Source organism: Martelella mangrovi, from assembly GCF_040545495.1.
GTDB lineage: Bacteria > Pseudomonadota > Alphaproteobacteria > Rhizobiales > Rhizobiaceae > Martelella > Martelella mangrovi.
In genome coordinates this window covers 1-15649 of the sequence record NZ_JBEPLY010000013.1, presented here as the reverse complement: position 1 = coordinate 15649, position 15649 = coordinate 1, and the positions used below count along the sequence as shown (strand labels likewise).

The 15649-nt window shown below is 60.5% G+C and carries 17 protein-coding genes; 8 read left to right on the top strand and 9 right to left on the bottom strand.

Features of this window, described 5'->3' with window-relative positions; all coding sequences use genetic code 11:
- Positions 1 to 83 precede the first annotated feature (83 nt).
- Positions 84 to 734: a septation protein A gene (locus ABID12_RS16410; RefSeq protein ID WP_354435155.1), complete on the top strand. Its 651-nt coding sequence runs from the start codon at positions 84 to 86 to the stop codon at positions 732 to 734.
- Between the two features lie 196 nt (positions 735 to 930).
- Here ABID12_RS16410 and ABID12_RS16405 read toward each other — a convergent pair whose 3' ends face one another.
- The 5 genes from ABID12_RS16405 to ccmA are packed head-to-tail and all read right to left on the bottom strand — an operon-like array spanning position 931 to position 3834.
- Positions 931 to 1533 carry a DsbE family thiol:disulfide interchange protein gene (locus ABID12_RS16405; RefSeq protein ID WP_435528247.1) on the bottom strand — a complete coding sequence of 201 codons (603 nt, stop codon included), beginning with the start codon at positions 1531 to 1533 and terminating at the stop codon, positions 931 to 933.
- Complete coding sequence (gene ccmD, locus ABID12_RS16400) at positions 1530 to 1688, bottom strand: heme exporter protein CcmD (protein WP_106308606.1); 159 nt, start codon at positions 1686 to 1688, stop codon at positions 1530 to 1532. The genes ABID12_RS16405 and ccmD overlap by 4 nt, the downstream gene beginning before the upstream one ends.
- Positions 1688 to 2473, bottom strand: a complete 786-nt coding sequence (locus tag ABID12_RS16395; RefSeq protein ID WP_354435153.1) for a heme ABC transporter permease — start codon at positions 2471 to 2473, stop codon at positions 1688 to 1690. Before ABID12_RS16395 ends, ccmD begins: the two co-directional genes overlap by 1 nt.
- A gap of 38 nt (positions 2474 to 2511) precedes the next feature.
- On the bottom strand, positions 2512 to 3171 hold the full coding sequence (gene ccmB / locus ABID12_RS16390; protein ID WP_354435152.1) for a heme exporter protein CcmB: 660 nt from the start codon (positions 3169 to 3171) through the stop codon (positions 2512 to 2514).
- 3 nt (positions 3172 to 3174) lie between these two features.
- Positions 3175 to 3834 (bottom strand): heme ABC exporter ATP-binding protein CcmA, encoded by a 660-nt coding sequence (ccmA, locus tag ABID12_RS16385; RefSeq protein WP_435528252.1) that lies wholly within the window; start codon positions 3832 to 3834, stop codon positions 3175 to 3177.
- A 284-nt stretch (positions 3835 to 4118) separates the two neighbouring features.
- On the opposite strand from ccmA, the gene acnA reads away from it, so the two are divergent.
- The 4 genes from acnA to fdhD all read left to right on the top strand — a co-directional run bounded on the left by acnA (position 4119) and on the right by fdhD (position 10509).
- On the top strand, positions 4119 to 6812 hold the full coding sequence (gene acnA / locus ABID12_RS16380) for an aconitate hydratase AcnA (RefSeq protein WP_354435150.1): 2694 nt from the start codon (positions 4119 to 4121) through the stop codon (positions 6810 to 6812).
- A 260-nt stretch (positions 6813 to 7072) separates the two neighbouring features.
- Positions 7073 to 8125, top strand: coding sequence for a 3-carboxy-cis,cis-muconate cycloisomerase (locus tag ABID12_RS16375; RefSeq protein ID WP_354435149.1), 1053 nt, complete (start codon positions 7073 to 7075; stop codon positions 8123 to 8125).
- Positions 8126 to 8303: 178 nt separating this feature from the next.
- Positions 8304 to 9701, top strand: coding sequence for a MocR-like ectoine utilization transcription factor EhuR (ehuR, locus tag ABID12_RS16370; protein ID WP_319517980.1), 1398 nt, complete (start codon positions 8304 to 8306; stop codon positions 9699 to 9701).
- Positions 9694 to 10509 carry a formate dehydrogenase accessory sulfurtransferase FdhD gene (fdhD, locus tag ABID12_RS16365; protein WP_354435148.1) on the top strand — a complete coding sequence of 272 codons (816 nt, stop codon included), beginning with the start codon at positions 9694 to 9696 and terminating at the stop codon, positions 10507 to 10509. The genes ehuR and fdhD overlap by 8 nt, the downstream gene beginning before the upstream one ends.
- 41 nt (positions 10510 to 10550) lie before the next feature.
- Here the strand turns inward: fdhD and ABID12_RS16360 are convergent, their stop codons facing one another.
- Positions 10551 to 11237 carry a dehydroquinate synthase/iron-containing alcohol dehydrogenase family protein gene (locus tag ABID12_RS16360; protein WP_354435147.1) on the bottom strand — a complete coding sequence of 229 codons (687 nt, stop codon included), beginning with the start codon at positions 11235 to 11237 and terminating at the stop codon, positions 10551 to 10553.
- A gap of 94 nt (positions 11238 to 11331) precedes the next feature.
- Between ABID12_RS16360 and ABID12_RS16355 the strand changes: the two genes are divergently transcribed.
- The 3 genes from ABID12_RS16355 to ABID12_RS16345 are packed head-to-tail and all read left to right on the top strand — an operon-like array spanning position 11332 to position 13264.
- On the top strand, positions 11332 to 11736 hold the full coding sequence (locus ABID12_RS16355; protein ID WP_354435146.1) for a hypothetical protein: 405 nt from the start codon (positions 11332 to 11334) through the stop codon (positions 11734 to 11736).
- Positions 11733 to 13043 carry a relaxase/mobilization nuclease domain-containing protein gene (locus ABID12_RS16350; RefSeq protein WP_354435145.1) on the top strand — a complete coding sequence of 437 codons (1311 nt, stop codon included), beginning with the start codon at positions 11733 to 11735 and terminating at the stop codon, positions 13041 to 13043. Before ABID12_RS16355 ends, ABID12_RS16350 begins: the two co-directional genes overlap by 4 nt.
- Positions 13044 to 13066: 23 nt before the next feature.
- Complete coding sequence (locus ABID12_RS16345) at positions 13067 to 13264, top strand: ribbon-helix-helix domain-containing protein (protein WP_354435144.1); 198 nt, start codon at positions 13067 to 13069, stop codon at positions 13262 to 13264.
- A 271-nt stretch (positions 13265 to 13535) separates the two neighbouring features.
- Here the strand turns inward: ABID12_RS16345 and ABID12_RS16340 are convergent, their stop codons facing one another.
- The 3 genes from ABID12_RS16340 to ABID12_RS16330 all read right to left on the bottom strand — a co-directional run.
- Positions 13536 to 13997 (bottom strand): hypothetical protein, encoded by a 462-nt coding sequence (locus tag ABID12_RS16340; protein WP_354435143.1) that lies wholly within the window; start codon positions 13995 to 13997, stop codon positions 13536 to 13538.
- Entirely contained in the window at positions 13997 to 14644 is a 648-nt protein-coding gene (locus ABID12_RS16335) for a recombinase family protein (protein WP_354435142.1), read from the bottom strand. Before ABID12_RS16335 ends, ABID12_RS16340 begins: the two co-directional genes overlap by 1 nt.
- A gap of 490 nt (positions 14645 to 15134) precedes the next feature.
- Positions 15135 to 15649 (bottom strand): hypothetical protein (locus tag ABID12_RS16330; RefSeq protein WP_354435141.1); only part of this gene is annotated, 515 nt, incomplete at its 5' end.

The window sequence follows — 15649 nt, the reverse complement described above, 5'->3', positions numbered from 1 at the left end:
TAAAATAGCCGTTATTGGGGTTGAAGGAACGCCGCCCCCATATGATATGAGCCGACGATCCCACGCACAAGAAACGACAGGTCATGAGCGAACCCACCAAAAGACTGACGACCGAACAGAAGGAAGAACCTTTCCTGAAGCTTGTCTTCGAGCTTGGTCCGTTGCTGATCTTCTTCTTTGCCAATCTGCGCGGCGAATGGCTGATGAGGACATTTCCGGTGCTCGCCCCCATCGGCTCGCCGCTTCTGGTGGCAACCGCGCTGTTCATGGCGGCCACGGTGATTTCGCTGATCGCCTCGCGCATCGTCATGGGCAATATTCCGATCATGCCGCTGGTTTCCGGCGTCGTCGTGATGGTGTTCGGCGCGCTGTCGATCTGGCTGCAGGACGAGACCTTCATCAAGATGAAGCCGACCATCGTCAACGGCTTGTTCGCCGCCGTGCTGCTCGGCGGGCTTCTCTTCGGCCGTTCGCTGCTCGGCTATGTGTTTCATTCCGCCTTCAAGCTCGATGACGAGGGCTGGCGCAAGCTGACGCTCAGATGGGGCCTATTTTTCGTGTTTCTGGCGATCCTGAACGAGGTTGTCTGGCGCAATTTCTCCGCCGATACCTGGGTCAATTTCAAGGTCTGGGCCACCATGCCGATCACCATCGCCTTCACGCTCGCCCAGATGCCGCTGATCATGCGCCATTCCACCGAACCGCTCGGCGAGGAAAAGAAGGACGAGGGATAAGCGGCTTCGCTGTATCTGCGGTCGTTTTGCCGGCACGTTCCCAAACCACCGTCATCCCGGCCTTGAGCCGGGATCCAGGGCTGTGCGGGAAAACTCATAGTATTTCGCGGGTGCGCGCAGCAGGACACACATCGTGTGGCCCTGGACCCCGGCTCAAGGCCGGGGTGACGGCAGAGCATGTGTTGCAGTCTGTGTCTCAGTTCATCAGCCGCGAAGCCGGGCCGATGGTGCGGTTGATGACCGGCAGGATGTCCTTGGCATAGGATGCAGGATCGATCGGGCCGACCTTCTTGAAGATGATCGTGCCGTCCGGTCCGACCACGAAGGTTTCGGGCACGCCGTAGACGCCCCAGTCGATGACGGCAGCGCCGCGCTTGTCGACGCCGATGGCGGAATAGGGATTGCCGAGTTCGCCCAGGAACCGCAGGGCGTTGTCGGGATTGTCCTTGTAGTTGATGCCGACGACGTTGACGTCGGGGTTTTCGGAAAGCTCCATCAGGAACGGATGCTCCTGCCGGCAGGGCACGCACCACGACGCGAACACGTTGACGAGGGTGAACTTGCCCGCGATTTCCGCACTGGTGAGCGCCGGGCGATTGCTGCCCTCAAGCGGCGGCAGGTTGAGTTCGGGCGCCTGTTTTCCGATCAGCACGGAGGGAATTTCCGAAGGGTCGCGGCCGAACAGGATCTGCCAGCCGAAAACGGCGAACAGGGCGGCAACCACGATCAGCGGCAAAGCCGCCATCAGGGTGCGGCGCTTTCCCGGGCCCCGTTTTTCGTCGCCGTCATCGCTCATCATCGTTTTCCCGCGCTGCGCCGTCTGGCGCCGGCCTTTTCAAGGGCTGCAAGTTCGCGTTTGCGGGCGCGTCCATCCAGCATCAGCCAGGCGACAAGCCCGGCAAAGACCAGTGCCGTTGCGCCATAGGCTGCGGAAATGAAGAAGGTGTGGCTCATCATTGCGTCCTCGGCTCTCGCCGTGCGACCGGCGCTTCCGCCCGGCTGGCGGCCACCCGGCGCATGGCGGCAACGCGGCGGCGGTAGATTTCGTTGCGCATGGCAACAAGATGCATGGTGAAGAAGGCAAAAGTATAGGCGAGCGCCATGACCGCCAGCGGCCACAGGAAAACCGGATCGATGGTCGGGCCGTCGAGGCGGATCACGCTTGCCGGCTGATGCAGCGTGTTCCACCAGTCGACGGAAAACTTGATGATCGGGATGTTGACGACGCCAACGAGAATCAGGATCGCCGACAGCCGTGCGGCGCGCTGCGGCTCATCCACTGCCCGGTTGAGCGCGACGATGCCGAGATACATCAGGAACAGGATGAACACCGAGGTCAGCCGCGCATCCCACACCCACCACGCGCCCCACATCGGCTTGCCCCAGAGCGAGCCGGTCAGAAGCGCCAGAAAGGTGAATGCCGCGCCAATCGGGGCTGCGGCCTTGTGGGCGACATCGGCCAGCGGATGACGCCAGACCAGCGTGCCGAGCGCTGCCACCGCCATCACCATGTAGCACATCATCGCAAGCCATGCCGCCGGCACATGAATATACATGATGCGCACCGTATTGCCCTGCTGGTAATCGGCTTCGGAGGTAAAGGCGAGACAGAGGCCGACGACAGACAGCGCCAGCGTGATTGCGATCATGAACGGCAGGATGCGGCCGACAAGGGAAAGAAACCGCGTCGGGTTTGCAAGCCCCGCAATCATGCCCACCTTTGGCTTCATCTCATCCATCGCAGCAATCCATCCCTGTTGCTCCTATCGGGTTTCGCTCAATCGTCACCCTGACGCAAGGCCAGGCTGGCGGCAAGCGGCCCGACAACGGCAAAAAAAAGCGTGAGCGCGACCAGTATCAGGAAAGGCGGCAGAAACGCCTCGATTTCCGAGGTCGCCGCATAGCTGGCCCCCACGCCGAAAATCAGCACGGGGATCGACAGCGGCAGGATCAGGATCGGCACCAGCAGACCGCCGCGCGGGAGAGAAACCGCGATTGCCGCGCCTGCAGCCCCGATAAAGGTGATGGCGGGCGAGCCGGCAAGCAGCGTGATGAAGGATGCGCCAAGGCCGGAAAGGCCGACATTCATCAAAAGGCCCATGACCGGCGAAAGAACGACGAGCGGCAGCACATAGGCGGTCCAGTGCGCCAGGCATTTGACGAGAACGATCAGCACCAGCGGTTCGTCCTGCATCTTCAGAAGATCGAGCGAACCATCGTCGCGCTCGCTGCGAAACAGGCGGTCGAGGCCGATCAATGTCGACAGCAGCACTGCGATCCAGACCATGGCCGGGCCGATTCGCGCCAGCAGCGCCAGATCCGGGCCGACGCCGAAGGGCACGGTTGCAACCACGCAGAGGAAGAACAGCAAGCCGACCAGCGCGCCGCCGCCGGCACGTATGGAGAGAACCAGATCGCGAAGGAAAAGCGCGCCCATGGCTTAAAAAGCCTCCGCCAGAAACGGGTCGGCGCCTAAATGCCGGGGCCCGGAAAATTCAAGCGCCTGCTGATTGGCAAGGCCGAGCGGCTCATGGGTTGCGGCAATCACGATGCCGCCTTCGCCAAGATGCGCGTTCATCAGCTTGGTCAGGGTTTTTCTGGCAGCCGTGTCGAGGGCGGCGGTCGGCTCGTCCAGCAGCCAGACCGGCCGGTAAGCGACCAGAAGGCGGGCAAAGGCGATTCGCCGTTTCTGGCCGGCCGAGAGATAGCCGAAGGGCAGGTCAAGCGTGCCGGAAAGCCCGATCGCCTCGGCGGCCTCGGTGATGTCGAGCCCCGTACTACCGGCAAAATCGCCCATCATCTTCTGCCAGAAGGTGAGGTTTTCACGCGCCGTCAGTTCCGGTTTCATGGCGTTCTGGTGGGCGAGGTAATGGGCGGCGGGGGCAAGCGGCCGGCCTTCCGCATCATCGCTGTCGAAAAACAGCGCCGTGCCGTCGGTCGGCCCGACCAGCCCCAAAAGCGCGCGCAGCGCCGTTGATTTGCCTGCGCCGTTCGCCCCGGTGAAGACCATGCTCTCGCCGGCGCGCAGCGAAACCGCGAGATTACTGAAGATCAGCATGTCGCCCCGGCTTACCGAAAGGCCTGTAGCCTCGATGCGCAATGCCATCATTACCCCTTCGGCGAAGGCCGCCGGACCCCGTAGCTTGTCGGTTGATAAAAAAATTTAAATTTCAACCATTGTTTATCTGGCACCTTTCTTAGAAATTATCTATACAATGCGCAACCACGCCAGCGGCCGGCGTGAAACACATCCTTGTGCCGAACCTGGGGCATTATGTCCCGCGTGCGGACAGCGGAAATGGTCGCACCCGCATCCTGATGTCGTAAGTACATAGGCGTTCGCACGGCTGGTTGAGGCCAATCAGAATGAGCGGGGTTTTATCCGTGGCTAAATCACTCGACAGTTTTGAATGTCGCTCCACACTCGATGTGGACGGAAAAGAGTATGTTTACTTCAGCCTGCCCAAGGCCGAAGCAAACGGGCTTGCAGGCGTTTCGAAGCTTCCTTTCTCCATGAAGGTGCTTCTGGAAAACCTTCTTCGCAACGAAGATGGCCGCTCGGTCACCAAAGACGACATTATCGCTGTCGCCAAGTGGCTCAACGACAAGGGCACCGCGGGTGCTGAAATCGCATATCGTCCGGCCCGCGTGCTGATGCAGGACTTCACCGGCGTTCCCGCCGTTGTCGATCTCGCCGCCATGCGTGACGGCATCGTCAATCTCGGCGGCGACCCGGAAAAGATCAACCCGCTGGTTCCCGTCGATCTCGTCATCGACCATTCGGTCATCGTTGACGAATTCGGCACGCCGCAGGCTTTCGCGCACAATGTCGAATATGAATACAAGCGCAATGGCGAGCGCTACCGCTTCCTGAAATGGGGCCAGCAGGCGTTCAAGAACTTCCGCGTTGTTCCCCCCGGCACCGGCATCTGTCATCAGGTGAACCTCGAATATCTTGGCCAGGCTGTCTGGACCAAGGAAGAAGACGGCTCCGAAATCGCCTATCCCGACACCTGCGTCGGCACCGACAGCCACACCACCATGATCAACGGTCTTGGCGTTCTCGGCTGGGGCGTTGGCGGTATCGAGGCCGAAGCGGCCATGCTCGGTCAGCCGGTATCCATGCTGCTGCCGGAAGTCATCGGCTTCAAGCTGACGGGCGAGCTGAAGGAAGGCGTCACCGCGACCGACCTCGTGCTCACCGTCGTGCAGATGCTGCGCAAGAAGGGCGTTGTCTCCAAGTTCGTCGAGTTCTACGGCCACGGCCTCGATTCGATGACGCTCGCCGACCGCGCCACCATCGGCAATATGGGCCCGGAATACGGCGCCACCTGCGGCTTCTTCCCCGTCGACGGCGAGACGCTCCGCTACCTCGACATGTCGGGCCGCACCAAGGATCGTATCGCGCTGGTTGAAGCCTACACCAAGGCCCAGGGCATGTTCCGCGAAGGTGATGGCGACGAGCTTGTCTTCACCGACACGTTGGAACTCGACCTCGGCGACGTTGTGCCGTCCATGGCCGGTCCGAAGCGTCCGGAAGGCCGCATCGCGCTCGAAAACATCGCCTCCGGTTTTTCCGATGCGATGGTCAACATGTACAACAAGGAAGAGGGTGACCTCGGCAAGCGTTACGCCGTCGAGGGCACGGATTATGATCTCGGCCACGGCGATGTCGCCATTGCCGCGATCACGTCGTGCACCAACACCTCCAACCCGTCCGTGCTGATCGCCGCCGGTCTTCTGGCGCGCAACGCCGTTGCCAAGGGTCTGAAGACCAAGCCGTGGGTCAAGACGTCGCTGGCACCCGGGTCCCAGGTCGTTGCCGAATATCTGGAAAAGGCCGGTCTTCAGGACGATCTCGATGCGCTTGGCTTCAACCTTGTCGGTTTCGGCTGCACCACCTGCATCGGCAATTCCGGTCCGCTGCCGGGCCCGGTCTCCAAGACCATCAACGACAAGGGCCTGATCGCCGCCGGCGTTCTCTCCGGTAACCGTAACTTCGAAGGCCGCATTTCGCCGGACGTTCAGGCCAACTACCTGGCCTCTCCGCCGCTGGTCGTTGCCCATGCGCTGGCCGGCACGGTCACCAAGGACCTGACCACCGAGCCGCTCGGCGAGGACAAGGACGGCAACCCGGTCTATCTCAAGGACATCTGGCCGTCGGCCAAGGAAGTCCAGGAGACGATCGAGAAATACGTCACCCGCGAGCTTTACGAAAGCAAATATGCCGACGTGTTCAAGGGCGACGAAAACTGGCAGGCGGTTCAGATTCCCGACGGCCAGACCTATGCCTGGGACGACAACTCGACCTATGTCCAGAACCCGCCCTATTTCGTCGGCATGGGCAAGACGCCAACGGCCGTTTCCGATATCGAGAATGCCCGCATCCTCGGTCTGTTCGGCGACAAGATCACCACCGACCACATTTCTCCGGCCGGTTCGATCAAGGCGCAGTCGCCTGCCGGTGAATATCTGATGGGTCACGATGTGGCGGTTGCCGACTTCAACCAGTACGGCACGCGGCGCGGCAATCACGAAGTGATGATGCGCGGCACCTTTGCCAATATCCGCATCCGCAATCACATGCTCGGCCCGAACGGCAAGGAAGGTGGCTACACCATCCACTATCCGTCCAAGGAAGAGATGTCGATTTTCGACGCGGCCATGGAATACCGCAAGGAAGGCGTTCCGCTGGTTATCTTCGCCGGCGGCGAATACGGCAACGGCTCCTCGCGTGACTGGGCGGCCAAGGGCACCAATCTTCTCGGCGTACGCGCCGTGATTGCCGAAAGCTACGAGCGTATCCACCGCTCGAACCTGGTCGGCATGGGCGTCATCCCGTTCACCTTCGAAGACGGTGCAAGCTGGGAAAGCCTCGGCCTGAAGGGCGACGAAACCGTCACCATCGAAGGTCTCGCCGATATCAAGCCGCGCGAAAAGAAGGTTGCCAAGGTGACCTTCGCCGACGGTACGGTGAAGGACGTTCCGATCCTGTGCCGCATCGATACGCTCGACGAGCTCACCTACGTCAACAATGGCGGCATCCTGCAGACCGTTCTGCGCGATCTGGCCGCCTGAAAAGGCGCGCATCATTGATGTGAAATTTGAAGCCGGGCGGTGAAAATCGCCCGGTTTTTTGTGCCCGGTCCACCCCGGGCGCCGGCTGCGATTTTCCTGTTCTTTGACGGGCGGAGACCGGGAAAACCGGGCCGGGCCCTTGCACTTGGCTTTCCATTGTCGCAAGGTGAGGCAGTTCGAGTATGCCGGTTTCCCGGTATTCGTGTCGGTCGGGAGGGGCGATGCCTTTCCGCGCTGTCGGTAGCAAGTGATCACAATCCATGAGTTATTCTGCTTTTGATCATCCTGTGCTTTCGGGTCTGGTTGGCGACGATGAGGTTGCCGCCTTCTTTTCGCTCGATGCTGAAATCAGGGCGATGCTGGCCTTCGAGGCCGCGCTTGCAGAGGCCGAGGCCCGCGCCGGTGTCATTCCCGAAGCGGCGGCCGAGCGCATCGGCGCTGTCTGCACCACGTTTTCACCCGACATTGCCGCATTGAAGAAGGCGACCGGGCGCGACGGCATAGTGGTGCCGGACCTCGTGCGCCAGTTGCGCGCGGAAGTCGGGCCGGACGCGGCCGATTACGTCCATTTCGGCGCCACCAGTCAGGATGTCATCGATACCTCGCTGATGATGCGGCTTTCGGATGTCTCGACACTGCTGATCGATCGGCTGGACCATCTGTTCCAGCGCATGGATACGCTCGAATCGCGCTTTGGCCAGAACGCGCTGATGGGGCGCACCCGCATGCAGCCGGCCATGCCGATCACCGTGTCGGATCGCCTGCGCGCCTGGCGCGAGCCGGTGCTGTATTTGCGGCAGTTCCTGCTGCGTGTCGACAGTCAGTTGTTCGCGGTCCAGTTCGGCGGCGCTGTCGGAACCCTGCACCGCCTGCCGGAGCAGGCCGTCGAGGTCAGGGCAATGCTTGCCGATCTTCTCGGCCTGATCGATGCGCCGCAATGGCAGAACCAGCGCAATGTTCTGGCTGAATTCGCTTCGGCCATGTCCCAGATTACCGGCAGCCTCGGCAAGTTCGGCCTCGATATCGCGCTTCTGGCCGAAATGGGCGAGGAAATCGAGCTTTCCGGCGGTGGCGAATCCTCCGATATCGAGGGAAAACGCAATCCGGTGACAGCGGAAGTGCTGGTGTCGCTGTCCCGCTTCAATGCGGCGCAGCTTTCGGCCATGCATCTGGCACTGGTGCATGAACAGGAGCGCTCAGGTGCGGCCTGGACGCTTGAATGGCTGACCCTGCCGCAGATGGTGGCTGCCGCTGCCGCCTCGCTCAAGCTGGCCGACTGGCTGTGCACCAAGATCACCCGCCTCGGGACCTGATTTCTGCCTTCATATTGCCTTGACCAATTGCACTGATTTGAGAGCCCGGCGGTCCTTGATCCTTCGGTTGTCACCTTAGAGGACCACACGGGATTCAACGGCTTGTATGAAAACCTGTCCGGCGCGCAAACCGCTGGCGGACTCTTGTCAATTGATATGATTTGCCGCACGATGGGACATGACCAAATGGCGTCCCAATCCCAGGCTGATCAAACGACCGGCCTATCTTTCCCTTGCTGAGCAGATCGCCGGCGCCATCCGTGATGGCCTGCTGGTCGACGGCATGCGTTTGCCGCCGCAACGCGAGATGGCGGCCGATCTGAAGATCTCGGTCCAGACCGTCAGCCGTGCCTATGAGGAACTCTCCAGAAGGGGGCTGGTGGTTGGCGAGGTGGGGCGCGGGTCCTATGTCAAATCGGTGTCGACTGCCCCGGAACGCCCGCATCTGAGCGAAGGCGCGTCCGGTGTCGTCGATCTCTCGATCCTGAAACCGGTCTGCGAAAGTCGCAGCCTTGGCCGGTTTCGCAACGCCTTCGCCGAACTTGGCAGTTCCATGCCGCCGGATATGGCCTTTTCGATGATCCCGAATGCGCTGTTCCGGCGCTATCGCATGGCCGGCGTCAATTGGCTTGCGGCCTGCGGGCTGAAAGTGCCGCATCACGGTATCACGGTGACCAATGGGTCCAGCGATGCGATGACGGCAGCCTTCATGAGTGTCGCCCCGCCGGGCGCGGCGCTGGCGGCGGAAGACCTGACACATCCGATGGTCAGGCCGCTCAGCAGCTATCTCGGCATTGACCTCGAGCCGGTTGCCGTCGATGCCGACGGGCTTTTGCCGTCTGCGCTGGAGGCGCTGGCCGCCCGCAAGCGGCTGCGGGCGATCTTCCTGCAGCCTTCGGCCGCCGGTCCGCGTGGAACGCTGATGAGCGCGCCGCGCAGACGCGCGATTGCGGCGATTGCCCGCAGATATGATCTTGCGATCATCGAAAACGATGTGCTGGGGCCGCTGGTCGAAAACCGGCCGCCGCCGGTCGCCGCCTTCGCGCCGGAACGCACGCTTTACATCACCGACCTTTCCAAGAACACGATCCCGGGCCTGAGATGCGGGTTTCTGGTCGCGCCTGACCGGTTCGCGGCCGCCGTCTCCAACCGTTACCTTGCCGCCAACTGGATCGCGACGCCGGTGATGGCGGAAATCGCCAGCCGCTGGATTGTCGACGGCACGGCGATGGAGCTGGTCAACTGGCAGCGCATGGCGCTGAAGCGCCGCCGGGCGATTGCCGAAAAGGAACTTGCCGGTGTTGCCTGCGCCATTACCCCCGGTGCGCTGCATGTCTGGATTCCGCTTCCGGGCGGGATCAACGAGACGGCCTTTGTCGATCGCGCCCGCCACCGCGGCGTGGCGGTTGCCGCGGGCAATTCGTTCCGCTCGGGCCGGGAACCCACCGCGCCTGCCATTCGGGTTGCGCTCGCCGCCTCGTCGGAAATCGAGCTTTCATCCTCGCTGGCGCTGATTGCCGCCATGCTGGAAGAAGGGGAGCGCAAATCGCGCCCGGCGGTGGCCGGCAATGGCTGAGGGGGGGGCGCCAGCCGTGCTTGCGCGCCGGCCGCTGTTTGCCGTCGGTAGCCGGAAGACCGCCGGCAGCCCGCCCGCACTCGCCGCCGAAACGGCCGTGGCGATGAGTTATGGCGGTTCCTCCCACGCGGTGCTGATGGCCACGCCCGCCGACCTTGTCGATTTTGCCTATGGTTTCAGCCTTACAGAGGGCATCATCCGGCATCCGGACGAAATTCTGTCGGTCGAGATCGTTGCCTTCGAGACCGGAATTGACCTGCAGATTGCGCTTGCGGAGGATCGCTCGGCCGAACTGGCGGCAAGACGCCGCTCCATGGCCGGTCCCGTCGGCTGTGGTCTGTGCGGGCTGGAAGGTATCGAAGCCGCCATGCGACCGGTTCCATCGGTCGAAGACGACCGGTTTACAATGACAGCCGACGACATCGACCGGGCAATGAACGCCCTTTCCGGTCTCCAGCCGCTGTTTGCCGAAACCCGCGCCGTGCATGGCGCAGGCTTCTATTGTCCGGACAAGGGCATGACGGCGGTGCGTGAGGATGTCGGCCGCCACAATGCGCTCGACAAGCTCATCGGCGTGCTCGCCCGCGAGCAGGTGGCTGCCCGGCGCGGCGCCTTTGTCGTCACCAGCCGTCTTTCCGTCGAAATGGTGCAGAAGGCGGCGATTGCCGGTGCCCCGGTGCTGATCGCGGTTTCACAGCCGACCGGCCTTGCGGTGGAGACGGCGGAAAAAGCCGGTATCACGCTGGTTGCAAGCGCACGCGGCGACGGATTTTCGGTATTCACCCATGGCGCGCGGATCACGTCTTGACGACCGGGCGCTCCGCCCGGCCGTTTTCCGTTTGACGTGTCTTATGCGGCGAGCTGTTTTGCCTTGCGGGCCCGTCCTTCGGCGTCCGCGGCCCGGATGGCGGCAACCACGTCCTTGGGCGTGACCGAACCGGGCACGTTGCCCATCGTATCGGCCGGGTCGCAGGCCAGTTTTGCCACTTCGAGCAACTGGTCGTCCGTCGCATCGCCGATGCCGATATCGGCAAGCGTCATCGGCAGGCCGATCGCTTCGCAGAAACCGTAGACGGCATTGACGATTTCACGCGGGCGTTTGGTCAGCATCAACAGCGACTGGGTGCCGATCGCGACCTTTTCGCCATGCCAGTAGCCATGCGTGCCCTCAAGCGCGGTCAGGCCATTGTGGATCGCATGGGCGCCGGAAAGCCCGCCGCTTTCAAAACCGAGACCGGACAGCAGCGTATTGGCCTCGACGATCCGCTCGAATTCCGGTGTCACGATCTTCTGTGAGGCAGCCGCCTTGGCCGCCGCGCCATCGGCAAGCAGCGTGTCGAAACACATGCGGGCCAGACCATAGGCCGTCATCGAGCCGACGCGGCCGGTCATGTTGGCGCTGCCGGTCTGTTTGCAGTCTTCCGCCTCGAACCAGGTCGAAAGCGCATCGCCCATGCCGGCGACGAAAAGGCGGACCGGCGCACCGACCACCAGTGTGGTATCGACCAGCACCACATCCGGGTTTTTCGGCAGCACCTAGAGGGAGAAAGTTTAAACTCCCTCTTTGAGACGCTGGAGCAATGGGAACGCCATCTCGCACAATTGGATTTTAAAAATCTGAGGTGCGACGATGACGAATTCGCACCATGATTTCAATAAGGTATCCAAGGGTAAAACGCCTGCGCCGTTCTCACTGCGGCTGACGTTTGAGGAACGGGCGAAGCTGGAAGCGGCTGCAAATGGCGCGCCGCTGGGCGCGTATATCAAGGCCATGCTGTTTGACGGCGATCTGGCGAAGCTGCGCCGCCGCAATATGAACCCGGTCGCCGATCAGCAAGCCTTGGCACGGGTGCTCTCGGCGCTTGGCCGCTCCCGGCTCTCAAGCAATCTCAATCAACTGGCCCGCGCCGCCAATACCGGGACGTTGCCGGTCCATCCCGAAACAGAACAAGAGCTGGTGGAGGCCTGCCGTGAAGTCATGGCCTTGCGGGCCGATTTGCTGCGCGCGCTTGGGCTGGATGGAGGCGCGCCATGATCCTCAAGGGCAATACACGCGGCAATGCGCGGGAACTGGCGAACCACCTGATGCGCGGGGCGGAGAACGAGCATATCGAGCTGCATAGCCTGCGCGGCTTTGTGGCGGATGACCTGCATGGCGCGATGCAGGAAAGCACGGCCATTGCCAAGGGCACGCGCTGCCAGAAACATCTCTTCTCCCTCAGCCTCAGCCCGCCGCAAAACGAGGCCGTGCCGGTCGAGACCTTCGAGGCGGCGATTGACCGGATTGAAGCCGAGCTGAGCCTGACCGGTCAGCCGCGCGCCATAGTCTTCCACGAAAAAGAAGGCCGCCGTCACGCCCATAGCGTCTGGAGCCGTATCGACGGCGAAGAGATGAAGGCGATCAAGCTGGATTATTACAAGCGCAGGCTCAACGGTATCGCGCGCGATCTTTACCGCGAACATGGCTGGGACATGCCGCGCGGGTTCACCGATAAGCGCGAGCGCGATCCGCTCAGCTTCACCCGCGAAGAATGGCAACAGGCCAAACGCACCCGGCAAGACCCGAAAGCGATTAAACAGGTATTGCAAACCTGCTGGCAGGGTTCGGACACCAAAGCCGCCTTTGAGACCGCCTTGCGGGAACGCGGCTATTTCCTTGCAACCGGGGAGCGGCGCGGCTTTGTCGCCGTGGATTGGCGCGGTGAGGTGTATTCCCTGAGCCGGGCTACCGGGGCCAAAACCAAAGACCTGAAAGCCCGCATTGGTGATCCGAAAGACCTGCAATCCACGGATCAGGCCCAAGCGTTCATTGCCGCCCGTATGACGCCCAAGCTGCAAGAATGGGCAAAAGCGGCGGAAGAGCAAGCGCAGAAACAAAACCTCGCGGCCCGGTTCCAGCGGGAACAGATGGTCCAGCGTCAGCGCCATGCCCGCGCGCAGCTCAAGCAGCGGCAAGAGGCCCGCTGGCTGGACGAGGAACGCAGCCGTGCAGCGCGCACGCCACGGGGAATGCGCGGCCTGTGGGGCTGGGTCACGGGCAAGAACCGCAAAATTCGGCAAGAGAATGAGGCGGAAATCGCCCGCGCCACCCAGCGCGACCGGGCTGAAAAACACGCGGAAATTCAGCGCCAGCTCACCGAACGGCGGAATTTGCAAAAGAAGATCGTCGCCGCGCGGGAAAAGCAGAACGCGCAGATGCAGGCGCTTAACCGCGATGTCGCGCAATACATGGCGATGGGCCGCGCGCCAGCGCCGCAAGAGACGCCGCGCGATCAAGGCCGCACACCCAGTCGCACCCGTCAAACCCGCGATCCGCAGCGCGGACCAGACCTTGACCTTTAACCACACCACAAGAGGACACCACTATGGTTATCATTCCAAAGCTTTCCCTCGATAATGATTTGGCCGAACAGCTGGCCGAAATGGCAGATCATTACGGCGTCTCGCTGGAACACATGATCCGCGTGGCCATTGACCGGGAATACGGCCAGTTTGAGAAGTGGCGCTACACCTTCCAGCCGGACGCAACCCCCCCCGGCTTGGCAAACTCGACATGTCGATGATGAGATTCCGTTTTGAGAACGGACTCCGGGGAAATTGCACGCTTAGCCGCGCGCTGCCCGGTTGAACACATCGCATGGATAACCGCCGAGCGCGGCAAGGCTTCTTGGCGACCACAGGCGGATAATGGGGATGTCGATCTGGAATTCAGCCATGATGTTCCTCCTCATGTCTGGCTTGCAAGTTGATACGGACCCGCCAAACAGGACGGCGGCTGTCGTGTAAGCATGATAAATCTGCGGCCTCGTATCCTCCTGAACCGAGTCGTTGCATTTATTGGATGCGTGTTAAACTATATTTCGGTCCGGTGATCCGGTAACCGTATGTTTTGGCTATAACAATTCCTGTCATTGTGATGGAATTGTTGTCTGAGAACTCGACGAAATAGGACTTGGAGGTTTTTTCCTCACCGCGATTGAGCGTGACGTGGATGTCAATCTTTCCGAGCGTGGGCCAAGATCGTATACTTCCCCACGTCCCTTTTGCGTCGTGTTTGTCGCCGATATACGTATCGACGTAACCTCCCGGCGCAAAGTGGATGCTGAAATTGCTTCTTATGTCCTTCCAGCGACCGTATAGCCTCTTCTCTGGGTCTTGAAATACTTTTTGCGTTAGGCATTCGAAAAAACCGCTGCAACTGATCCTTTGAAAAGGGTTTGTGCCGCTGCGCTGAAAACTTGCCGTCGAAACAACGAGGATCGCAAGGGCCGTCACTGTAAGAATACCTCTGGGCATTAGCCTTTCTCCGTATTGCTTGACACGGCCCAGCTCGGGGCTGCATCCCGTTTTTTGTCGAGCAAGAAATTGCGGCGGACAGTCATGTGGGAAACCCCGAAATACGCGGCCACGTCTTCGACGCTCATTTCCTGAAATGTCAGCATCTCAAGGGCCGCGCCAATCTGCGCTTCGTCCAGCTTGCGGGGGCGGCCAAGGGTCTTGCCGCGCTGCTGAGCGGCTTTGAGGCCCGCCACGGTGTTCTCGGCGATAATCTCGCGCTGGAATTCATCGAAGGCGGCAATGATGTGAAAGAACAACCGGCCCGCTGGGGTGGTTGTGTCGATGGCCTGATCGAGCACTTTTAGGCCGATCTGATGGGCTTGAAGAAAGTCGCTGACGGCGATGATATGCTTGACCGAGCGCGCCAGCCGGGACAGCCGCCAGACCACCAGCGTATCGCCGGGGCGCAGCGCTTCCAGCGCGGCCTCCAGCTTGGGCCGCGCCAGATTGCGCCCGGATGCGCTTTCCACAAAGATGGGATCGCAGCCTTGGTTTTCCAGTGCATCGATCTGCAAATCCGGGTTCTGGTCGCGCGTGGAAACGCGGGCATAGCCAATCAGCCGTCCGGCCTCTCCGTCATTAATCCCGCGTCCAGCGGCATTCATGCGCTTTTCCCCTTCACAAAAACGAAGGTTTTCGTGAAGCCTGCATGGTGGGTCTTTCCGTGATTTAAAGTGCGGGAAACCGCAGGGTTTTCCGGTTGAACGTATCATTTTTCCTGTTATTATTTTCTATAATCAAAATTTAACAAATACCTTCGTTATTGTTATCCCGTTTATCATTTATAATTGCAATTATTACTTTAATTATTCCATGTATTAACACCAGCGCATTCGCGGCGAACGATGGCGCATACTTTCAGGAGTGGAGCGTAGAGGCTCAGGAAAATTTTGTTATTACATCCATGGTGATGGCTGGAGCCATTGCCTCGCAAACGGACAAATCGATTCAGAAATGCATAGACGATTGGTACGTGCGAGACTCCGAAAAACTGAATGGGCAGATAGTGAAGCTTATTACTGATAATGAGGAATACGCGCCATCTGCCGTTCTCTTGGCGCTGATACAGAAGAAATGCGGTGCTTTTCCCACGCGCTAAAAGCTATCAAGCCCGCCTATTTGTGTAGGCCCTTTGAACTCGACACTCATTGCTGGGCTCTCGGTCTTTTCGATATTTGCCGACTTTTGTAAAGATTTAAGATCAGACGTCAGATCTTCTTGGATGCCTTTTATTATGTCTTGCATCCCATCTAATTCATCCAATGAAAGTGGTTCGTCGGTATCCTCGTAACGCTCTTGCATGATGCCAACCTCCTGATCGGCGCTATTCAATTCGTGCTCTACCGCATCGACCTTTTGTATTCGGTCGTCGCCGTGCTGAATTTCGCTTAGCTTGGCATGATCTTCACGCCAGATAATGTTTTGGGCAGATGGGTCATCGGAGAGCGCGCCGTCCCGTTCATATGCCAGATCATCATCACCCCGGAAAACAAGCGTCCCGTCAGGCAATCGGGCGTGAGAACGGCGGTGCAAAAGTCGGCCACGGAAGCGGCGGAATAGACCGTCCGCGGGCGGAGTAAAATCCGTCCACCTATCTTCCTTCTGCAATG